This window comes from Enterobacter cloacae complex sp. HYC042_NIDB, from assembly GCF_056673315.1.
Map to the genome: position 1 here is coordinate 1,511,530 of NZ_CP109650.1, position 22,062 is coordinate 1,533,591.

The window sequence follows — 22,062 nt, forward strand, 5'->3', positions numbered from 1 at the left end:
ATAGAAAAAGAGATCTAAAGCGTGAAGCAGTGCGCAATCCGCAGATTGCGCACCGAGAAGATTAGTGCAGGATTTTCGCGAGGAAATCTTTCGCGCGTTCGGATTTCGGGTTGGCGAAGAACTCTTCTTTCGGTGAGTCTTCGACAATTTTACCTTCGTCCATGAAGATCACGCGGTTGGCCACTTTACGGGCGAAGCCCATTTCGTGCGTCACCACCATCATGGTCATCCCTTCGTGCGCCAGCTCGACCATCACGTCCAGCACTTCGTTGATCATTTCAGGATCGAGCGCTGATGTGGGCTCATCGAACAGCATCGCCACCGGATCCATGCACAGCGCGCGCGCAATCGCCACACGCTGCTGCTGGCCGCCGGAAAGCTGTGCCGGGAACTTATCGGCATGTGCAGAAAGCCCCACGCGCTCCAGAAGCTTGAGCCCCTTTTCGCGCGACGCTTTTTTATCACGCTTGAGCACTTTGACCTGAGCCAGCGTCAGGTTCTCAATAATGGACAGATGAGGGAATAGCTCAAAATGCTGGAACACCATGCCGACGTGAGAGCGAAGCTGGGCCAGGTTGGTTTTCTTGTCGTTCACTTTCGTGCCGTTAACAACAATTTCGCCCTGCTGCACAGGCTCCAGACCATTAACCGTTTTGATCAGCGTAGACTTACCGGAACCGGACGGCCCGCACACCACCACCACATCGCCTTTTTTGACTTCGGTGGAGCAGTCGGTCAGCACCTGAAAGTGCCCATACCATTTAGAAACATTTTTCAGGGAAATCATTATACCGTCCTTTTCTTCAGCCAGCTGACCAGCAGCGACGCGCTTAAACTAATCACAAAATAGACCGCACCCGCGAAGAGCACCATCTCGACCTGCGTACCATCACGTTCACCTATGGTCGACGCGGTACGGAAGAAGTCCGCCAGACTCAGAACGTAAACCAGAGAGGTATCCTGGAACAGCACGATACCCTGGGTCAGCAGGAGCGGAACCATGGCGCGAAACGCCTGAGGCAGAATGATGAGCTGCATGGACTGCCAGTGCGTCATTCCCAGCGCCAGCGCGGCGCTGGACTGCCCACGGGAGATACTCTGGATACCCGCACGGATAATCTCTGAATAGTAAGCGGCCTCAAACATCGAGAACGCCACCATCGCAGAGATCAGGCGGATGTCGGTTTTCGGCGACAGTCCCAGCACATTCTGTAAGAAGCCTGGAACAATCAGGTAAAACCACAGCAGCACCATCACCAGCGGGATGGAGCGGAAGACGTTAACGTAGGCAGTCGCAAACCAGGCGAGCGGCTTAAAGCTCGACAGGCGCATGACGGCCAGCAGGGTACCCCAGACGATACCCACGACGATAGCGATCGCGGTGATCTTTAGGGTAATCACCAGGCCATCGAGCAGGTAAGGCATGGATGGAACAATAGAACTCCAGTCAAATTCGTACATTATTTGCCTCCCAGATTGCCCGGCAGGCGTACTTTGCGTTCAACCAGGTTCATCACCAGCATGATGAAAGCGTTAATCAGAACATACGCGAGCGTGATCGCGGTGAAGGATTCCCACGCATGAGCGGAGTAATCCAGCAGCTTGCCCGCCTGTGCAGCCATATCCACCAGGCCGATGGTTGAGGCGATGGCCGAGTTTTTCACCAGGTTCATCATCTCAGAGGTCATCGGTGGAACGATAACGCGGTAGGCGTTAGGCAGCAGCACGTAGCGGTAGGTTTGTGGCAGGGTCAGGCCCATCGCCAGGCCCGCATTTTTTTGTCCGCGTGGCAATGACTGAATGGCGGCACGCACCTGCTCGCAAACGCGCGCAGCGGTAAACAGCCCCAGACACATCATGGAGGAGACAAAGAACTGCACGTTCGGATCCAGCTCCGACTTGAACCACATGCCAATATTTTCCGGCAGCAGTTCCGGGATGACCAGATACCAGGTAAAGAACTGCACGATGAGCGGAACGTTACGGAACAGCTCCACATACAGTGTGCCAATTGTTGAAAGAAAACGGTTAGGGACGGTTCGCAGAATACCGAACAGCGAACCGACAAGAAACGCGATGATCCACGCCGTTATCGATAATGCCACGGTAACCTGAAAGCCGCTCCACAGCCAGCCAAGATAGGTGGTGTTGCCGAACGGGGCTTGTTGCAGGAAGATGCCCCAGTTCCAGTCTATTGACATAATAAACTCCAGAAAAAAGAGGGTAGCAGCGCTACCCTCGAAGATTGGTGAGAAGCTCTTTTTTCGCGCTGAGTGGGGAACGACCACTCAGCGTATATGTCTGTCCATGCTTCCCGACAATCGAGAGGGCAGGAGATCCCGCCCCTGTTGTTCTAATTAGTTAAGAGCCTTGTCATTTGGAGATTTGAACAGCGCTTTCATGTCGTCAGACAGTTCAAAGTTCATATTGAGATTTTTTGGTGGAATCGGGTTCTTAAACCACTTGTCGAACCATTTTTCCGCTTCGCCGGAGGTCTGCACCTGGGCGATAGTGTCATCGATCAGCTTTTTGAACTGCGGATCGTCTTTACGCAGCATGCAGCCGTAGGCTTCTTTGGACTGCGCGGTACCGACGATATCCCAGTTGTCTGGTTTCTTCGCCTTCGCACGTTCGCCCGCCAGCAGGGCGTCATCCATCATAAACGCGACGGCACGACCGCTTTCCAGCGTACGGAAGGAGTCGCCATGGTCTTTCGCGCTGATGATGCGCATATCCATTTTCTTCTCGTCGTTCAGCTTGTGCAGCAGGACTTCAGAAGTGGTACCGGAGGTCACAACGACCGCTTTGCCTTTCAGGTCCGCAAAATCTTTGATTGCGCCGCCCTTCTTGGTCAGCAGACGGGTGCCCACGACAAAGATGGTGTCAGAGAAGGCCGCCTGTTTTTGACGCTCCAGATTGTTGGTGGTGGAACCACACTCGAAGTCAAAGGTGCCGTTTTGCAGCAGCGGAATACGGTTCTGTGAAGTGATTGGGATCAGCTTCACCTGCAGGTCAGGTTTGTTCAGCTTTTTCTTCACAGCTTCAACGATAGCGTTGGAGTAATCCTGTGAATAGCCTACGACTTTTTGCGTGTTGTCGTAGTAAGAGAACGGGACGGAAGATTCACGGTGGCCGACCACGATGACGCCGTTTTTGGCAATCTTGTCGAGAGTGCTGCCTGCTGCCGGAGCGTCTTCAGCGTGAACCACGCCTGCGGACATTCCCATAACCAGCATTGCTGTGGCCAGTTTACGTAATTGCATACCCAACTCCTTTCTTATCAGCGCCAGTGACGCATAGATACCCATTGTGATGTTGTTATATCTCGCGCAATGCGAGTGCAGTGTTATGCAAGCTTGTTAACATTTAGTCTGGCTTAATGTAAAGATTTTGCTGCGTTATTGTTTATTTTTGCGAAGCGCGCCGCACCATTCAGAGGCAATAATCTCCCGTTGCACCGTTTCGGTGCTAGCGACGATCTACACTGGTGCGACAAGGTTGCACGTTAAGCCAGACAGCGTTTACGTGAATAAATAAAGCAACAGGCGTGCCAGAATTGAAGATTGGGAGGAAATTGCCGGGTAAGGCGCAGCCGCCACCCGGCATCAGAAGGCAAGATTATTTATGACGCTGACGCAGGCTCATCAGCACGGCGCCAAAGCCGAACAGCGCGGTCAGGATCCACAGCGGCCAGTTGCCGGTGCGGGCGTACGGCGTCAGGCCCGTGGTTGGCGTGACTTTGGTTGTCAGCACTTCACGGGTGAACTGCGGGATCATGGCCTGGATTTCGCCCTGCGGGCCAATCACGGCGGTGATGCCGTTATTGGTGCTACGCAGCAGCGGACGCGCCAGCTCCAAAGAACGCATGCGTGCCATCTGGAAGTGCTGCCACGGGCCGATTGATTTACCGAACCACGCATCATTGGAGATGGTCAGCAGATAGTCGGTGTCCGGGCGGAAGTTATCGCGCACCTGCTCGCCGAGGATGATTTCGTAGCAGATGGCGGCCGTCAGGGCCAGACCGTGCGCGTGAAGCTGGGGCTGAACGTACGGACCGCGGCTGAAGGAGGACATCGGCAGGTCAAAGAACGGTGCCAGCGGACGCAAAATAGACTCCAGCGGCACAAATTCACCGAACGGCACGAGGTGGTTCTTGTTGTACCGGTCGGTGGAGTGGTAGCTGTATTCGCTGTCTTTGCCGAGCGTAATAATGGTGTTGTAGGTGTCGTAGCGGTTCTGCTGATTCAGGCGCGCATCAACAATGCCGGTAATCAGGGTGCTGCCACGCGCCACCAGCAGATCGTTCATCATGTTGAGGAACGGCTGCTGGTTAATTTCCAGATCGGGAATAGCGGATTCTGGCCAGATAATCAGCTGCGATTTGCCCATCACCTCTTCGGTGGCGTTGGCGTAGATCTTCAGCGTGTTCAGCAGCTCTTTTTCGTCCCACTTCATGGACTGCGGGATATTCCCCTGCACCATGGAAACCTGCATGGCGCGCTCGGGCTCGGGCGTGAACCACTGGATATAGCGCAGCGGGAAGGGCAGGGCGAACAGCACCAGCGCCACAGCCAGCGGCTTCCAGCCGCGCGTGACCAGCGCCAGTACCAGCAGGCCGCTCACCACCATCAGCAGGAAGTTAATGGCTTCAACGCCCATTACCGGTGCCAGACCTTTCAGCGGGCCGTCAATCTGGCTGTAGCCGAACTGCAGCCACGGGAAGCCGGTCAGCACCCAGCCGCGGAGGAACTCGGTAATCTGCCAGACCACCGGCGCGGCAATGGCGACACGAAGCCAGGTGGTTTTAGGCCACAGGCGAGAGAGAATTCCGGCGAACAGACCGGTATAGAGCGAGAGATAGGCGGCGAGCAGGACGACCAGGAAGACGTTAACCGGCCCCGGCATCCCGCCAAACTGTGCGATGCTGACGTAGACCCAGTTAATGCCGGAGCCAAATAGCCCCAGCCCCCAGAAGTAGCCGATCGCAGCGGCCTGTACCGGACGACGATTCAGGGTTAACCCCTGAAGCCCCATCAGGGAGAGAATAGCCGCGGGCCAGATATCGTAAGGAGAAAAAGCCAGCGTACCGCTGGCTCCGAGTAACAGCGCCAGCAGCAAACGGACGCGCTGGCGTTCAAGCAATGGGGCAAATGCCATTTACATTAATCTTCCAGTTTTGGCACCGGTGAATCGTCCGGCGTTCTGACGTGAACCTGTATAATACGTCGGCTGTCGGCCATTGCCACTTTGAACTGGTAACCGTCGATGTCAACGGTCTCACCGCGCGCCGGAAGATGGCCAAAGGCCTGCATCACCAGCCCGCCAATGGTATCGACCTCTTCATCGCTGAAGTGGGTACCGAAGGCGTCGTTGAAATCTTCAATCGAGGCCAGCGCGCGCACGGTCCAGGTGTGGCGACTAAGCTGACGGAAGTCGATATCTTCTTCTTCGTCGTACTCGTCTTCGATTTCGCCCACGATCAGCTCAAGAATATCTTCGATCGTGACAAGACCTGAGACACCGCCGAATTCATCAATAACAATCGCCATGTGGTAACGCTGAGAGCGAAACTCTTTCAGCATCCGATCCACACGTTTACTTTCCGGCACGACCACGGCCTGGCGTAACACTTTTTCCATGCTGAAGGCTTCGGCATCGCTGCGCATAAACGGCAGCAGATCTTTGGCCATCAAAATCCCTTCGATGTGATCTTTATCTTCGCTGATGACCGGGAAACGCGAGTGGGCGGATTCGATGATCACATCGAGGCACTCGTCCAGCGTCTGGTTACGTTTCAGGGTGATCATCTGCGAGCGGGGGATCATGATGTCGCGGACGCGCTGGTCGGCAATGTCCATGACCCCTTCGAGCATTTCGCGCGTATCTTCGTCGATAAGGTCGTTCTGCCCGGAATCACGAATCAGCTCCAGCAGTTCATCACGGTTTTTCGGCTCGCCGTGGAAAAGCTGGTTCAGAATGAGGGAGAAAAATCCCTTTTTACTGGTTGTCGTGTCGCTACTGTGTGAATTGTCGTCGCTCATGGCGTTTGTTAAGGGTTCTCTTGTTAGTTCAATGTTAACCGCCGCGCTATGTCCCTGCGCGGCGGCATGGTAGTCAGTAACTGACTATTCTTTCTCGGCAATGTACGGATCCTCATAGCCCAGAGCAAGCATTATCTCTGTCTCAAGGGACTCCATCTCTTCCGCTTCGTCATCTTCAATGTGGTCGTAGCCCAGCAGGTGCAGGCTGCCGTGTACCACCATATGCGCCCAGTGGGCTTCCAGCGGTTTCTGCTGCTCTTTGGCTTCCTGCTCAACCACCTGACGGCAGATGATCAGATCGCCCAGCAGCGGCATCTCAATACCCGGCGGCGCTTCGAACGGGAAAGAGAGCACGTTGGTTGGCTTATCTTTCCCGCGGTAGGTCAGGTTAAGCTCATGGCTTTCCGCTTCATCCACCAGGCGAATCGTGACTTCTGATTCTTCCTGAAACTGGGGGATTACCGCATCCAGCCATTTCTGAAACTGTGCCTCTTCTGGCATGCCGGAATTGTCTTCACATGCCAGCTGTAAATCGAGGATCACCTGACTCATTTCTGTTCTTGCTCCTGCGCTTCGCGCTTACGTTCCGCGGCCTGTTCGGCCCTGCGTTTTTGATCCGCCTCTTCCCAGGCTTCATAGGCGTTAACGATGCGCGCGACCACCGGGTGGCGAACGACGTCTTCACTGTGGAAGAAGTTAAAGCTAATTTCGTCTACCTCTGACAGCACCTCAATGGCGTGGCGCAGGCCTGATTTAGTGCTGCGCGGCAGGTCGATCTGGGTGACGTCACCGGTGATCACCGCTTTCGAGTTGAAGCCGATACGCGTCAGGAACATTTTCATCTGTTCGATGGTGGTGTTCTGGCTTTCATCGAGAATGATGAACGCGTCGTTGAGCGTGCGGCCGCGCATGTAGGCGAGCGGGGCCACTTCGATCACGTTACGTTCGATCAGCTTCTCCACTTTCTCGAAGCCGAGCATTTCAAACAGCGCGTCGTACAGCGGGCGCAAATAGGGGTCCACTTTCTGACTCAAATCGCCCGGCAGGAAGCCGAGTTTTTCACCCGCTTCAACGGCAGGACGGGTCAGCAGGATACGACGGATCTCCTGACGCTCCAGCGCATCCACCGCAGCGGCAACCGCCAGATAGGTTTTACCTGTACCCGCGGGACCCACGCCGAAGGTGATGTCATGGTCAAGAATGTTGGCGATGTACTGCGCCTGGTTCGGCGTACGCGGCTTGATGACGCCACGCTTGGTCTTGATATTGATCGCCTTGCCGTAGTCCGGCACGCTTTCCGCGCTCTGCTCAAGCACGCGCGCCTCTTTAATGGCGAGGTGGATCTGTTCCGGCTCGATATCCTGAATTTCGCCGCGCATCGGGGCGGTATCGACATACAGGCTGCGTAGAATATCTGCTGCCGCGTTGACGCAGATAGGGCGTCCGGTGAGTTTGAAATGGTTATCGCGACGATTGATTTCGATACCCAGACGTCGCTCCAGTTGTTTGATGTTGTCATCAAACGGCCCGCACAGGCTCAGCAGGCGAGCGTTGTCTGCGGGCTCAAGGCTAATTTCACGCGTATCTATGTTCAAACTGTTCCTCTTTAATTGGTTAACTGACCCGCTGCCACACGGCGCAATAGAACGGTCATTACCGAAATTATTCACGCCACAGAATAAAGGCGCAAGCGTTGCGGTAGATATTGGGGGTGATGAGAGGAAATACAAGGCCTGCCGAAGAGGCAGGCCTGAAGGATCAAGGCTGGTAAATCCCAACGCCAGAATCGTTTTCTTTGCGGGTACGAGAAATAACGGATTCCGGTGACTCGGCAATACGCAGGCCCATTTCGTCCTCGGTGCGTACCACCTTCGCGCGCAGCGAGTTGGTCAGCACTTCGACAATTTCGACGTCCACAAATTTACCGATCATGTCCGGGGTGCCTTCGAAGTTCACCACGCGGTTGTTCTCGGTACGACCGGACAGCTCCATGATGCTCTTGCGGGAGGTGCCTTCCACCAGAATGCGCTGGACGGTGCCGAGCATGCGGCGGCTCCAGGCGTTGGCCTGCTGGTTGATGCGTTCCTGAAGAATATACAGACGCTGCTTTTTCTCTTCTTCCGGCACGTCGTCAACCATGTCAGCCGCAGGCGTGCCAGGACGCGCTGAGAAGATGAAGCTGTAGCTGACGTCAAAGTTCACTTCACCGATGAGCTTCATGGTGCGCTCGAAGTCATCAGCGGTTTCGCCTGGGAAGCCGACGATAAAGTCAGAGCTAATCTGGATATCCGGGCGCGCTTCGCGCAGCTTGCGGATGGTGGATTTGTACTCCAGCACCGTATGCGGGCGGCCCATCAGGTTCAGCACGCGGTCAGAGCCGCACTGAATCGGCAGGTGCAGGAAGCTCACCAGCTCTGGCGTATCGCGATAGACGTCAATGATGTCGTCGGTAAACTCCATCGGATGGCTGGTGGTAAAGCGAATACGGTCGATGCCGTCAATCGCGGCCACCAGGCGCAGCAGTTCGGCAAAGCTGCCGGTGGTGCCGTCGTAGTTCTCGCCGCGCCAGGCGTTAACGTTCTGGCCCAGCAGGTTCACTTCGCGAACGCCCTGCGCGGCAAGCTGCGCAATTTCAAACAGAATGTCGTCCGCCGGGCGGCTGACCTCTTCACCGCGGGTGTAAGGCACCACGCAGTAGGTACAGTATTTGTTGCAGCCTTCCATGATCGAGACGAAGGCGGTCGGGCCATCGGCGCGCGGCTCTGGCAGACGGTCAAATTTCTCGATCTCCGGGAAGCTGACGTCAACGACCGGGCTACGGTTACCGCGAACCTGATTGATCATCTCCGGCAGGCGGTGCAGGGTCTGAGGACCAAAGACGATATCCACATACGGGGCTCTCTGACGGATCAGCTTACCTTCCTGCGACGCGACGCAGCCACCGACGCCAATGATCAGGTCCGGATTTTTCCGTTTGAGAAGCTTCCAGCGGCCTAACACATGAAAGACTTTTTCCTGTGCTTTTTCACGAATTGAACAGGTGTTCAGCAGCAGCACATCGGCTTCTTTCGCATTTTCAGTCAGCTGGTATCCGTGGGTGGTATCCAGCAGATCGGCCATCTTGGATGAATCGTATTCGTTCATCTGACAGCCCCAGGTTTTTATATGGAGTTTTTTAGTCATCGACTTGCTCAGCTCAGGATTGCAAGCCGCGTATTGTAATGCTTTGGTGGGGTTGTGACCAGTATGAAGGTTGTGTGTCTCAGGACCGCAAAAATCCGGTAAACTTAAGGGATTCTCCAATAAGGAAAATTGACCATGACACTCCAACACACCGAAGTTGCCGTTGTCGGCGGCGGTATGGTCGGCGGCGCGCTGGCGCTGGGGCTGGCGCAGCAGGGATTTGATGTAACCGTTATTGAACAGGCAGCTCCCCCGGCATTTGATCCCGCCAGCAAACCGGACGTGCGCATTTCCGCCATCAGCGCGGCGTCCGTCGATCTGCTGCGCGGCCTGGGCGTCTGGGAGGCGGTGCAGGCGATGCGCGCACACCCTTACAGCCGTCTTGAAACCTGGGAGTGGGAAAATGCCCACGTGTCGTTTGACGCCGCCGAGCTGAAGCTGCCGCGCCTGGGCTATATGGTGGAAAACAACGTGCTCCAGCTGGCGCTCTGGCAGGCGCTGGAGGCACATCCGAAGGTGACGCTGCGTATGCCTGCGTCACTTAAGGCACTGCATCCTCATGAAAGCGGCTATTTGCTGACGCTCGACAGCGGCGATGAACTGGCCGTGAAGCTGGTCGTCGGGGCCGATGGCGCTAACTCGCAGGTCAGGGAGATGGCGGGTATTGGGGTTCATGCCTGGCAATATCAGCAATCCTGCATGTTAATCACCGTTCAGTGTGAGAATGCGCCGGGTGAAAGCACTTGGCAGCACTTTACGCCGAACGGCCCGCATGCATTCTTGCCGCTGTTTGATAACTGGGCTTCGCTGGTGTGGTACGACAAACCGGCGCGCATTCGCCAGCTGCAGGGGCTGTCGATGGAGCAGCTGCAGCGCGAGATCCTGCTTCACTTCCCGAGCCGCCTTGGCAACGTGACGCCAGTCACCGCAGGTGCATTCCCGCTCACGCGCCGTCATGCTTTACAGTATGCTCGAGAAGGGCTGGCGCTGGTGGGTGATGCGGCACACACCATCCACCCGCTGGCGGGGCAGGGAGTCAATCTTGGATACCGTGACGTCGATGCGTTACTGGACGTGCTGGGCAACGCACGCGCTCACGCGGAAGCCTGGGCCAGCCATCAGGTACTGAAGCGATACCAGACGCGCCGTATGGCGGATAACTTCATCATGCAGTCAGGGATGGATCTGTTCTATGCCGGTTTCAGCAATGACCTGGCCCCGGTGCGCATTATGCGTAACATTGGCTTAATGGCGGCAGAGCGTGCCGGTGGGCTGAAGCGTCAGGCGCTGAAATACGCCCTCGGACTCTAATCTTAATTCCCTCTCCCCGTGGGAGAGGGGTAGGGGGAGGGCATCAGGCCGCACTATTCTGAGCAACAAAAACAAAAAAGCCCGCAGAGCGGGCTTGTTTGTTTTAAGTGGCTGGGGTGCAGGGATTCGAACCCCGGAATGCTGGTATCAGAAACCAGAGCCTTACCGCTTGGCGACACCCCAATTGCGTTAAACAGACTGCTTAACGACTTTTAAATTGGCTGGGGTACGAGGATTCGAACCTCGGAATGCCGGAATCAGAATCCGGTGCCTTACCGCTTGGCGATACCCCAACAATTTTTTATTACCGAAACAAATCGATAATCTTAATTTGGTGGCTACGACGGGATTCGAACCTGTGACCCCATCATTATGAGTGATGTGCTCTAACCAACTGAGCTACGTAGCCAGTACTGCAGTCTTCGATGGCTGGGGTACCTGGATTCGAACCAGGGAATGCCGGTATCAAAAACCGGTGCCTTACCGCTTGGCGATACCCCAATACCGCGGAGAACCGCAAAATCGAAGAAATATGGCTGGGGTACCTGGATTCGAACCAGGGAATGCCGGTATCAAAAACCGGTGCCTTACCGCTTGGCGATACCCCATCCGTGCAACGCTTACCCGGGAATGGTGCGGGAGGCGAGACTTGAACTCGCACACCTTGCGGCGCCAGAACCTAAATCTGGTGCGTCTACCAATTTCGCCACTCCCGCAAAAAGATGGTGGCTACGACGGGATTCGAACCTGTGACCCCATCATTATGAGTGATGTGCTCTAACCAACTGAGCTACGTAGCCATCTTTTTTTCGCGTTACCTTATCGGCGTTGCGGGGCGCATTATGCGTATAGACCCTTGCAGCGTCAACACCTTTTTCAACGAAAATAGCCGGAATGTGACTGTTTGGTTAGGTTGCGAACAGCGTGGCCGAATATTCGGCAATTATTGGTTATTAATCGGTTTTTGGTGGTGAAATGTGAGGCAAAAAAAACAGGCCCCTGAGGGGCCTGTTTGAAATCGTTGTGATTATTTGTAGGCGGACTGGTGAACGCCTACCGCACGCCCCGATGGATCGTTCATCGCCTTGAAAGATTCATCCCATTCAATGGCTTTTGCGGATGAACAGGCCACTGACGGACCGCCAGGAACACACTCGGCAGCGCTCGGCACCGGGAACAGTTCTTCAAAGATCTCACGGTAGAGGTACGCTTCTTTCGAGCCCGGCGTGTTGTACGGGAAGCGGAAGCTTGCGGTTTCCAGCTGCTGGTCAGAAACCTGCTTCGCCGCCACCTCTTTCAGGGTGTCGATCCAGCTGTAGCCAACGCCATCAGAGAACTGCTCTTTCTGACGCCATGCCACGCTCGCCGGCAGGTAAGATTCAAAACATTCACGCAGGATATGTTTTTCCATTTTGCCGTTGCCGCACATTTTATCCTGCGGGTTGATGCGCATCGCCACGTCGAGGAATTTCTTATCCAGGAACGGCACGCGCGCTTCCACGCCCCAGGCCGACATCGCTTTGTTGGCACGCGCACAGTCGAACATATGCAGCGCCTGCAGCTTACGCACGGTCTCTTCATGCAGCTCTTTGGCGTTTGGCGCTTTGTGGAAGTACAGGTAGCCGCCAAACACTTCGTCAGAACCTTCACCGGAGAGCACCATCTTGATGCCCATCGCCTTGATCTTACGCGACATCAGGTACATCGGCGTGGAGGCGCGAATGGTGGTCACGTCATAGGTCTCAATGTGATAGATCACATCGCGGATCGCATCCAGACCTTCCTGCACGGTGAAGTGAATTTCATGGTGCACGGTGCCGAGGTGGTTTGCCACTTCCTGCGCGGCTTTCAGATCCGGTGCCCCTTCCAGGCCCACGGCAAAGGAGTGCAGCTGCGGCCACCAGGCCTCGGAGCGCTCCTGATCTTCCACGCGACGAGCCGCGAATTTCTTGGTGATCGCGGAGATCACGGAGGAGTCCAGACCGCCGGAGAGCAGTACGCCGTAAGGCACGTCTGACATCAGGTGGCTTTTCACGGAATCTTCCAGCGCCTGACGCAGCTCGGCTTTATCCGTCACGTTGTCTTTCACCGCGTCATAGTCAAACCAGTCGCGCTGGTAGTACGAACGGATTTCACCGTCTTTACTCCACAGATAGCTGCCCGCCGGGAACTCTTTGATGGTGCGGCAGACCGGCACCAGGGCTTTCATTTCGGACGCGACATAGAAGTTGCCGTGTTCATCGTGCCCCATGTACAGCGGGATAATACCGATATGGTCACGGCCAATCAGGTAAGCGTCTTTTTCGCTGTCGTACAGCGCGAAGGCAAACATGCCTTGCAGCTCGTCGAGGAACTCCGGGCCTTTCTCCTGATACAGCGCCAGGATCACTTCACAGTCAGAGCCGGTCTGGAAGGCGTAGCGGTCGCCGTACTCGGCGCGCAGCGCCTGATGGTTATAAATTTCACCGTTGACAGCCAGCGCGTGCGTTTTTTTCTCGTTATACAGCGGCTGTGCACCGGCGTTGACGTCAACAATCGACAGGCGTTCGTGAGCCAGAATCGCTTTGTCGCTGGCGTAAACGCCTGACCAGTCCGGGCCGCGATGGCGCATCAGGCGGGACAATTCGAGTGCTTTTTTACGCAGTTCGCCCGCGTCAGTTTTAATATCCAGTACGCCAAAAATTGAACACATAACCTTCTCCGTTAACCCTGTTGCATTGTGATGTTGCTTGCTTATGAAAATGCCGCAAAAGGGGGGAGGGGCGCAAGGGTTTTACGGGCCAAAACGGAAAAAGTGCAATAGTGATTGCGGAATAGTGAAAAAAGAGTACGACACACATCCTTTTATTGATGATTATGCAATGAAAATGGTTTTTTGTTAGATGGTGTTTTGTTTGTATAAGCTGAAAATGAAAAACCACGCCCTGGGACGTGGTTCAGAATCAAATAACGTCGATTTCGTCGATAGAGGGGTAAATCCAGCTTGGTCGGAAGGGCATCGTATCGATGTCATCAAGCTGCGAGACGCCAGAAAGTACCAGGATGGTTTCAAGCCCTGCCTGGAAGCCAGCCAGAATATCGGTGCGCAGGTTGTCGCCAACAATGACGGTTTCTTCTGAGTGTGCCTGCATCGTATTCAGCGCGGCGCGGATGATCCACGGGCTCGGTTTGCCGACAACAAAAGGCTTACGGCCCGAGATTTTTTCAATACCGGCGCACAGCGCGCCGCAGGCCGGATAGAAACCACGGCCGTGCGTATCCGGGTTGGTGGCGATAAAGCGCGCACCATTGGCGACAAAGTAGGCTGCTTTATGCATCATCTCCCAGTTAAAGGAACGCGTTTCTCCCACGATCACAAAGTCCGGGTTCACATCGGTAATGGTAAAACCTGCTTTATACAGCTCGTGGATTAGCGCGCCTTCACCGACCACGTAGGCTTTTTTTCCTTCCTGACGCTTCAGGAAATCCGCCGTTGCCATTGCGGAGGTATAAAACACGCTGTCCGGCACGTCGACGCCTGCGGTGGCAAAGCGATTCGCCAGATCCTGACCGGTTTGGGAAGGGTAGTTCGTGAGTAGAACCAGTGGCATTCCTTTGTCGATGATGCGGTGAAGAAACTCCGCAGCACCCGGCACGGCAACGTTGTCGTGCATCAGCACGCCGTCGATATCACAAATTACATTCTTAATGGTCATGGACATTCCGACATCAAAAAAAGAAGGCGTTACTATAAGGTCCGATCAGGATTCCAGCAAATGCTGGAGCAGGATCCCGTTGAGCATGGCGCGCTTGACCAGCGCAAACGCGCCAATCGCCGAGCGATGGTCAAGCTTCGAACGAACCACCGGGAGGTTCTGTCGGAATGCTTTCAGCGCCTGGGTGTTGATACAGCCTTCGATGGCGGGCAGCAGCACCTTTTCCGCTTCAACAATCTCTCCGGCGATCACCACTTTCTGCGGGTTAAACAGGTTAATGGCGATGGCGATGGTTTTCCCCAGATGGCGACCTACCTGCTCGATCACCTCACAGGCCAGCGCGTCGCCTTTATTGGCGGCTTTGCAGATGGTGCCTATCTTGCATTCGTCCAGCGTGACGCGGCTTTGATAACCCTGCTCAAGCAGGTGGCGAACGCGCTGCTCGATGGCCGTGTTGGCGGCGATGGTTTCAAGGCAGCCGAAGTTGCCGCAGTGGCAGCGTTCGCCGAGCGGTTCAACCTGGATGTGGCCGATCTCGCCAACGTTACCGTTACGACCAATAAAAATACGGCCATTGGAGATAATGCCTGCGCCCGTACCGCGGTGTACGCGCACCAGAATAGAGTCTTCACAGTCCTGACTCGCACCAAAGTAGTGCTCAGCCAGCGCTAAAGATCGAATATCGTGGCCGACAAAGCAGGTCACCTTAAAGCGTTTTTCCAGCGCGTCGACCAGCGCCCAGTTCTCAACCTGAATATGCGGCATGTATCGGATCACACCGCTTTCCGGGTCGACCAGGCCCGGCAGAATGACGGAGATGGCGATCAGTTCGCGGATCTTGCGCTGACAGCTTTCAATAAAGTGCGCGATAGTATTCAGCAGCGCGTGTTCCAGCGTCTCCTGAGTGCGCTCGGGCAGCGGGTAGTGCTCTTCCGCAATGGCTTTGCTGCTCAAATCGTACAGCGTGAGCGTGGTGTCATGACGACCAAGCCGGACGCCAATGGCCTGAAAGTTGCGGGTTTCGGTAATGATGGAGATGGCGCGGCGGCCCCCGGTGGAGGCCTGCTGATCGACTTCTTTGATCAAACCGCGCTCAATGAGCTGGCGGGTAATTTTTGTCACGCTGGCGGGAGCAAGCTGGCTTTGTTCGGCTATCTGGATCCGCGAGATTGGACCATGTTGGTCAATCAGGCGATAAACCGCCGCACTGTTAAGTTGTTTAACGAGATCGACATTACCGATTTGAGCTTGTCCGCCTGGTGTCATACTTTTACTTACTCAGTGACGACCTCGTTACCATTAACGATGGTCTTAATAATTTTATAATCGTGTGTGAATGCCGTCAGGTTTGCAACCATACCTGGTGCAATTCCGCCGAGCTGTTTATCCACGCCGATGGCGCGAGCCGGATAAAGGGTGGCCATACGCAGGACTTCATCAAGCGCAATCCCACAATGCTCCACCAGATTACGCACCCCTTCAATCATGGTCAAAGAGGAGCCACTCAGCGTACCGTTTTCATCCACACACAGTCCATTGCGGTAGTATATTGTTTTACCAGCAAAAATGAACTGCTCAATATTTGCACCTGCTGGCGCGGTGGCATCGGTGACCAGGCAGAGCTTGTCACCTTTCAGCCGTTTGGCGTTGCGAATGTTGGTGTAATCAACGTGCATGCCATCTGCGATAATGCCGCAGTAGACGTCTGGTTCGTCGAGAATCGCCCCGACCAGACCCGGTTCACGGCCGGTAATATACGGCATGGCGTTGTAAAGGTGGGTCGCAAAGGTAATGCCGGCACGGAAGCCCGCTTTGGCTTCTTTCAGTGTGGCGTTTGAGTGGCCTGCTGAAACCACAATCCCGGCGGCAGCCAGTTTGCTGATGACCTCAGTACCGGTCATTTCAGGCGCCAGCGTCACTTTAGCGATCACATCAGCATTGGCACACATGTAGTCGACCAGTTCAGCATCCGGCTTGCGCACGTAATCCGGGTTATGCGTGCCTTTTTTCACTATGTTCAGCCATGGCCCTTCCAGATGCAGACCCAGCGCCTGGTTCGGGTGTTTGGCGAGGTATTCGCGCATCACGCGGATACCCTGTTTCATCAGGTCATCACTGCTGGTGATGAGCGTCGGCAGATAGCTGGTGCAGCCTGATTTCTCGTTAGCTTTCTGCATGATTTCCAGCGTTTCAACCGTCACCGCCTCGGCGGTGTCATTGAACTGCACACCGCCGCAGCCGTTAAGCTGTACGTCGATGAAACCGGGGGAGATTACTGCTCCATTGAGTGAGCGCTGTTCTATCTCCGGCGGCAGTTCTGCCAGCGGGCAAACACGTTCAATCAGGCCATTGGCGATAACAATCGCATGGTCATCCAGAATTTCATGGCCGGTATAAATCCGACCGTGGGTTAAAGCGTACATATCGACCCCCGGTTAAAAAAAGCGACCGCCTCTGACAGAAGAGGCGGTTATTCAATTACAGACCTTTGATGTTCTCAGCTTCTAACTCGTTGAAGTATTTCAGCGTTTTCACCTTCAGCTCCATCGTGGACGGTTCGTCGCAGACGATGACTGATTTTGGATGCAGCTGCAGGCAGCTGATGGTCCACATGTGGTTAACGTTGCCTTCAACGGCTGCCTGGAGCGCCTGCGCTTTCACGCCGCCCAGTACCAGAATCATCACCTCTTCGGCATCCAGCAGGGTGCCTACGCCAACGGTCAGGGCGTATTTTGGAACCTGGTTCACATCACCGTCAAAGAAGCGGGAGTTTGCCACGCGGGTGTCATGGGTCAGCGTTTTAATACGGGTACGGGAAGCCAGAGAAGAGGCTGGTTCGTTGAACGCGATATGACCATCGTTGCCCACGCCACCCATGAACAGGTGGATTTTACCGTAAGAACGGATTTTTTCTTCGTACTGACGGCATTCTGCGTCAATATCAGGCGCATTTCCATTCAGCAGGTTAATATTTTCAGCTGGGATATCAACGTGATCAAAGAAATTGCGGTGCATGAAGCTATGGTAGCTTTCAGGATGCTCCTTTGGCAGGCCGACATATTCGTCCATGTTGAAGGTCACAACGTGTTTAAAGCTAACCTGGCCCGCTTTATGCATTTCAACCAGCGCTTTGTACGCGGTCAGTGGGGTACCACCGGTTGGAAGGCCAAGAACGAAGGGACGATCGGCAGTAGGCTTGAAGGCATTAATACGGTTAACGATATGGCGAGCGGCCCATTTACCGACTTGTTCAGCAGTTGCCAGGGGAATCAGTCTCATTGTTCACCTCAAAGTTTAAGTAGAAGAGTGGGCGGATGGGTATCGGAACCTGATGCTTAAGCGTAACCTGGAACCTTTCAGGCCGGATCAATCCGTCTTGATTTTTTGAATGATAAAATAAGTTTTGGCTGTTAGCCAGTGAAAGGGAGGAGGGAATACGATATTTGGTGACAATAATCACAAAAAATAGGTGTTTAATTTGCGATACGAATTAATTTTTCACACACTCAGACTGCCAGTGAATCATCAACTGTATCTATCGTTCGTGACACAATAAAAACATAGTTTATGCGCGAGTCTTAATAATGGGTCTCGTAGGGGGAATAGGATGAATATTTTAGGTTTTTTCCAGCGCCTCGGTAGGGCTTTGCAGCTCCCTATCGCCGTGCTACCGGTTGCAGCGTTGCTGCTGCGATTCGGGCAACCCGATCTTCTTAACGTGCCGTTTATTGCCCAGGCAGGCGGTGCCATTTTTGACAACCTTGCGCTGATTTTCGCCATCGGCGTGGCGTCAAGCTGGTCAAAAGACAGCGCCGGTGCTGCAGCACTGGCAGGGGCGGTAGGTTACTTCATCCTCACGAAAGCGATGGTAACCATCAACCCGGAAATCAACATGGGTGTACTGGCGGGTATCATTACCGGTCTGGTCGGTGGTGCCGTGTACAACCGCTGGGCGGGTATCAAACTGCCTGACTTCCTGAGCTTCTTCGGCGGTAAACGTTTTGTGCCAATTGCGACGGGCTTTTTCTGCCTGATCCTGGCAGCTATCTTTGGCTACGTCTGGCCGCCGGTGCAGCATGCTATCCATGCGGGCGGCGAGTGGATTGTTTCAGCGGGTGCAGTGGGCTCAGGTATCTTTGGTTTTATCAACCGTCTGCTGATCCCAACCGGTCTGCATCAGGTGCTGAACACCATCGCCTGGTTCCAGATTGGTGAGTTCACCAATGCTGCGGGCACTGTATTCCACGGCGACATCAACCGCTTCTATGCGGGTGACGGCACCGCGGGTATGTTCATGTCTGGCTTCTTCCCAATCATGATGTTTGGTCTGCCGGGCGCTGCACTGGCAATGTACCTGGCTGCGCCAAAAGCGCGTCGCCCAATGGTTGGCGGCATGCTGCTGTCCGTTGCGATTACCGCGTTCCTGACCGGTGTAACCGAGCCGCTGGAATTCCTGTTCATGTTCCTGGCGCCGGTGCTGTACCTCATGCATGCGGTCCTGACCGGTATCAGCCTGTTTGTGGCGACCCTGCTGGGCATCCATGCTGGCTTCTCCTTCTCTGCAGGCGCGATCGACTACGTGTTGATGTACAACCTGCCGGCGGCAAGCAAGAACGTCTGGATGCTGGTGGTAATGGGTCTGGTCTTCTTCGTCATCTACTTCGTGCTGTTCACTGCGGTTATTCGTATGTTTAACCTCAAAACACCGGGCCGCGAAGATACCAAAGACGAAGTGGTCACCAACGAAGCCAACAGCAATACCGAAGAGGGTCTGACTCAGCTGGCGACCAGCTATATCGCTGCCGTCGGTGGGACTGACAACCTGAAAGCGATTGATGCCTGTATCACCCGTCTGCGTCTGACGGTGGGTGACTCGGCGCGCGTAAGCGACGCAATGTGTAAACGCCTTGGTGCATCGGGCGTGGTTAAACTGAACAAACAAACTATCCAGGTTATCGTAGGCGCCAAAGCGGAATCCATTGGCGACGAAATGAAGAAAGTGGTTGCCCGTGGCCCGGTCGCAGCGGCATCAGCCGACAGCGCACCTGCGTCGACGGCTGCCCCGGTAGCGAAGCCGCAGGCCGTGCCGAACGCCGTGACGGTGGCCGCGCTGGTCTCTCCGGTAACGGGTGACGTGGTTGACCTTGAGCAGGTGCCTGATGAAGCGTTCGCCAGCAAAGCGGTCGGTGACGGCGTGGCGGTGAAACCAACGGACAAAACCGTTGTGTCTCCGGCGGCAGGCACCATCGTGAAAATCTTCAACACCAACCACGCGTTCTGCCTCGAAACTGAAAAAGGCGCGGAGATCGTTGTCCATATGGGGATCGATACCGTTGCGCTGAACGGTCAGGGCTTTACTCGCCTGGTGGAAGAGGGGGCCGAAGTGGTGGCAGGTCAGCCGATTCTGGAAATGGATCTGGACTTCCTGAACGCTAACGCGCGCTCGATGATTAGTCCGGTCGTGTGCAGCAACATCGACGACTTTAGCGGTCTGGTACTCCAGGCTAAAGGTCAGGTGGTTGCGGGTCAGACACCGCTGTATGAGATTAAAGGCAAGTAATCGCTCCTGAGTAGAGTCATGCCTTAAGCGGCGGGGGATATCCTCCGCCGCTTTTTTTTGCAGCAAACGCCCCCATTATTTTCATCTGATACGTATTTTCCGTAACTAAGGGTTGTCACTACGTCCGGCTTATAAGATCATACGCCGTTATACGTTGTTTACGCTTTGAGGAATCCACGATGAGTGAGGCAGAAGCCCGCCCGAGTAACTTTATTCGTCAGATCATCGATGAAGATCTGGCCAGTGGTAAGCACACCACGGTACATACACGTTTCCCGCCGGAGCCGAACGGCTACCTGCACATTGGTCACGCGAAATCGATCTGCCTGAACTTTGGCATTGCGCAAGACTACCAGGGGCAGTGCAACCTGCGTTTCGATGACACCAACCCAGTAAAAGAAGACATCGAATACGTTGAGTCCATTAAAAACGACGTGCAATGGCTGGGCTTCAACTGGTCTGGCGATATCTGCTACTCCTCTGACTATTTTGATCAGCTGTATGCCTACGCGGTGGAGCTGATCAACAAAGGTCTGGCCTACGTCGACGAGCTGTCTGCGGACGAAATCCGCGAGTATCGCGGTACGCTGACCGCACCAGGCAAAAACAGCCCGTTCCGCGATCGCAGCGTGGAAGAGAACCTGGCGCTGTTTGAAAAAATGCGTGCCGGTGGCTTCGAAGAAGGTAAAGCGTGCCTGCGTGCCAAAATCGATATGGCGTCGCCGTTTATCGTGATGCGCGATCCGGTGCTGTACCGCATTAAGTTCGCAGAACACCACCAGACCGGCAACAAGTGGTGCATTTATCCGATGTACGACTTCACCCACTGCATCAGCGATGCGCTGGAAGGCATTACCCACTCGCTGTGTACGCTGGAGTTCCAGGATAACCGTCGTCTGTACGACTGGGTGCTCGATAACATCACCATTCCTGTGCATCCGCGTCAGTACGAGTTCTCTCGTCTGAATCTGGAATACACCGTGATGTCCAAGCGTAAGCTGAACCTGCTGGTGACCGACAAGCACGTTGATGGCTGGGACGACCCGCGCATGCCGACCATCTCCGGCCTGCGTCGTCGTGGTTACACTGCCGCTTCTATTCGTGAGTTCTGCAAACGTATCGGCGTGACCAAGCAGGACAACACCATCGAAATGGCGTCTCTGGAATCCTGCATTCGTGAAGATCTTAACGAAAACGCCCCGCGCGCGATGGCTGTTATCGATCCGGTGAAACTGGTTATTGAAAATTACCCGCAGGGTGGAAGCGAGCTGGTCTCTATGCCTAACCATCCGAATAAACCGGAAATGGGAAGCCGCGACGTGCCGTTCAGCGGTGAGATCTGGATCGACCGTGCTGACTTCCGTGAAGAAGCCAATAAGCAGTACAAGCGTCTGGTGTTGGGCAAAGAAGTTCGTCTGCGTAACGCCTACGTCATCAAAGCCGAGCGCGTAGAGAAGGATGCTGAAGGTAACATTACCACCATCTTCTGTTCGTACGATGCTGAGACGCTGAGCAAAGATCCGGCAGACGGCCGCAAGGTGAAAGGCGTGATCCACTGGGTGAGCGCTTCCCACGCGCTGCCTGTAGAAATTCGTCTGTACGATCGTCTGTTCAGCGTACCTAACCCGGGTGCGGCGGAAGACTTCCTGGCGACCATCAACCCGGAATCTCTGGTGATCAAGCAAGGTTATGCGGAGCCATCGCTGAAAGCCGCTGAAGCGGGCAAAGCGTTCCAGTTCGAGCGTGAAGGTTACTTCTGCCTGGACAGCCGTTACAGCACGGCAGAAAAACCGGTATTTAACCGTACCGTAGGTCTGCGTGATACCTGGACCAAGATCGGCGAATAATAACGCTGCACTGGTCAATGAGAAACAAACGCCGCTTATAGCGGCGTTTTTTTATTTAATGATCATATCGTTAAAGTAGGCCCGTAATTAGGCCAGCTAAAATTTTTGGTCAATGCGGTGCTACTTATTTTTCTAAAAAAAGTTTGTCTGTTTCATAAAAAAGAGAATTAAGACAAATACGGGTTTTATTACGATCTAATACGCCGAAATTACCTGCTCTACCCCCGCCACACCTTGCATCCGGCCAAATGTTACAAAGCACTACCAATTATGTGCACTTCGTCATAATCCTGACTTTTGCCCACTGAAAAGCATTGATAATTCGCGTCGCGAAAAATAACCTAAAGACGGTAGTTAATTCGAGGGTATTTATAACTACCCCTGGCCTTTTGGTCTTTTATATTTTCGCCGTTTAAGGCGTTTTA

Annotated in this window: 17 protein-coding genes and 7 tRNA genes; 3 read left to right on the forward strand and 21 right to left on the reverse strand. The window is 54.5% G+C overall.

Going from position 1 to position 22,062, the window contains the following annotated elements; translation table 11 throughout:
- Positions 1–61 precede the first annotated feature (61 nt).
- The 9 genes from OKF39_RS07155 to miaB all read right to left on the reverse strand — a co-directional run bounded on the left by OKF39_RS07155 (position 62) and on the right by miaB (position 9,224).
- Positions 62–787: an amino acid ABC transporter ATP-binding protein gene (locus OKF39_RS07155; RefSeq protein ID WP_014883001.1), complete on the reverse strand. Its 726-nt coding sequence runs from the start codon at positions 785–787 to the stop codon at positions 62–64.
- Complete coding sequence (gene gltK / locus OKF39_RS07160; RefSeq protein ID WP_028012346.1) at positions 787–1,461, reverse strand: glutamate/aspartate ABC transporter permease GltK; 675 nt, start codon at positions 1,459–1,461, stop codon at positions 787–789. The genes OKF39_RS07155 and gltK overlap by 1 nt, the downstream gene beginning before the upstream one ends.
- Positions 1,461–2,201 carry an amino acid ABC transporter permease gene (locus OKF39_RS07165; RefSeq protein ID WP_028012347.1) on the reverse strand — a complete coding sequence of 247 codons (741 nt, stop codon included), beginning with the start codon at positions 2,199–2,201 and terminating at the stop codon, positions 1,461–1,463. The genes gltK and OKF39_RS07165 overlap by 1 nt, the downstream gene beginning before the upstream one ends.
- Before the next feature lie 156 nt (positions 2,202–2,357).
- A complete protein-coding gene (locus tag OKF39_RS07170; RefSeq protein ID WP_014831086.1) occupies positions 2,358–3,263 on the reverse strand; it encodes an amino acid ABC transporter substrate-binding protein in 906 nt (301 codons plus the stop codon).
- 355 nt (positions 3,264–3,618) lie between these two features.
- Positions 3,619–5,157: an apolipoprotein N-acyltransferase gene (lnt, locus tag OKF39_RS07175; protein WP_045630864.1), complete on the reverse strand. Its 1,539-nt coding sequence runs from the start codon at positions 5,155–5,157 to the stop codon at positions 3,619–3,621.
- A gap of 5 nt (positions 5,158–5,162) precedes the next feature.
- On the reverse strand, positions 5,163–6,041 hold the full coding sequence (corC, locus tag OKF39_RS07180; RefSeq protein ID WP_021242574.1) for a CNNM family magnesium/cobalt transport protein CorC: 879 nt from the start codon (positions 6,039–6,041) through the stop codon (positions 5,163–5,165).
- Between the two features lie 84 nt (positions 6,042–6,125).
- Positions 6,126–6,593, reverse strand: a complete 468-nt coding sequence (ybeY, locus tag OKF39_RS07185) for an rRNA maturation RNase YbeY (RefSeq protein ID WP_003858677.1) — start codon at positions 6,591–6,593, stop codon at positions 6,126–6,128.
- Positions 6,590–7,636 carry a PhoH family protein gene (locus OKF39_RS07190; protein WP_028012349.1) on the reverse strand — a complete coding sequence of 349 codons (1,047 nt, stop codon included), beginning with the start codon at positions 7,634–7,636 and terminating at the stop codon, positions 6,590–6,592. Before OKF39_RS07190 ends, ybeY begins: the two co-directional genes overlap by 4 nt.
- Before the next feature lie 163 nt (positions 7,637–7,799).
- Entirely contained in the window at positions 7,800–9,224 is a 1,425-nt protein-coding gene (miaB, locus tag OKF39_RS07195; protein WP_028012350.1) for a tRNA (N6-isopentenyl adenosine(37)-C2)-methylthiotransferase MiaB, read from the reverse strand.
- A 135-nt stretch (positions 9,225–9,359) separates the two neighbouring features.
- Here miaB and ubiF point away from each other — a divergent pair, with 135 nt between their 5' ends.
- A complete protein-coding gene (gene ubiF / locus OKF39_RS07200; RefSeq protein ID WP_248188279.1) occupies positions 9,360–10,535 on the forward strand; it encodes a 3-demethoxyubiquinol 3-hydroxylase in 1,176 nt (391 codons plus the stop codon).
- A gap of 108 nt (positions 10,536–10,643) precedes the next feature.
- Here ubiF and OKF39_RS07205 read toward each other — a convergent pair.
- The 12 genes from OKF39_RS07205 to nagB form a co-directional block, all read right to left on the reverse strand.
- Positions 10,644–10,718, reverse strand: a tRNA-Gln gene (locus OKF39_RS07205).
- A gap of 35 nt (positions 10,719–10,753) precedes the next feature.
- Positions 10,754–10,828, reverse strand: a tRNA-Gln gene (locus tag OKF39_RS07210).
- 39 nt (positions 10,829–10,867) lie between these two features.
- Positions 10,868–10,944, reverse strand: a tRNA-Met gene (locus OKF39_RS07215).
- 17 nt (positions 10,945–10,961) lie between these two features.
- Positions 10,962–11,036 (reverse strand) — tRNA-Gln (locus OKF39_RS07220).
- Positions 11,037–11,068: 32 nt separating this feature from the next.
- Positions 11,069–11,143: transfer RNA gene (locus OKF39_RS07225), tRNA-Gln, on the reverse strand.
- Between the two features lie 23 nt (positions 11,144–11,166).
- A tRNA-Leu gene (locus OKF39_RS07230) sits at positions 11,167–11,251 on the reverse strand.
- A gap of 7 nt (positions 11,252–11,258) precedes the next feature.
- Positions 11,259–11,335, reverse strand: a tRNA-Met gene (locus tag OKF39_RS07235).
- Between the two features lie 227 nt (positions 11,336–11,562).
- Positions 11,563–13,227, reverse strand: a complete 1,665-nt coding sequence (gene asnB, locus OKF39_RS07240; protein ID WP_193031746.1) for an asparagine synthase B — start codon at positions 13,225–13,227, stop codon at positions 11,563–11,565.
- 250 nt (positions 13,228–13,477) lie between these two features.
- A complete protein-coding gene (gene nagD / locus OKF39_RS07245; protein WP_479983631.1) occupies positions 13,478–14,230 on the reverse strand; it encodes a ribonucleotide monophosphatase NagD in 753 nt (250 codons plus the stop codon).
- A 45-nt stretch (positions 14,231–14,275) separates the two neighbouring features.
- Positions 14,276–15,496, reverse strand: a complete 1,221-nt coding sequence (gene nagC / locus OKF39_RS07250) for a DNA-binding transcriptional regulator NagC (protein WP_048961127.1) — start codon at positions 15,494–15,496, stop codon at positions 14,276–14,278.
- Positions 15,497–15,504: 8 nt separating this feature from the next.
- Positions 15,505–16,653, reverse strand: coding sequence for an N-acetylglucosamine-6-phosphate deacetylase (gene nagA, locus OKF39_RS07255; protein ID WP_028012355.1), 1,149 nt, complete (start codon positions 16,651–16,653; stop codon positions 15,505–15,507).
- A 55-nt stretch (positions 16,654–16,708) separates the two neighbouring features.
- Entirely contained in the window at positions 16,709–17,509 is an 801-nt protein-coding gene (gene nagB / locus OKF39_RS07260) for a glucosamine-6-phosphate deaminase (protein ID WP_028012356.1), read from the reverse strand.
- Positions 17,510–17,837: 328 nt separating this feature from the next.
- Between nagB and nagE the strand changes: the two genes are divergently transcribed.
- The gene (nagE, locus tag OKF39_RS07265; RefSeq protein ID WP_028012357.1) at positions 17,838–19,790 is read left to right on the forward strand and encodes a PTS N-acetyl glucosamine transporter subunit IIABC; all 1,953 of its coding nucleotides are present in this window, start codon (positions 17,838–17,840) and stop codon (positions 19,788–19,790) included.
- Between the two features lie 179 nt (positions 19,791–19,969).
- Positions 19,970–21,637, forward strand: coding sequence for a glutamine--tRNA ligase (gene glnS, locus OKF39_RS07270; protein WP_479983632.1), 1,668 nt, complete (start codon positions 19,970–19,972; stop codon positions 21,635–21,637).
- The last annotated feature ends 425 nt before the right edge of the window (positions 21,638–22,062 follow it).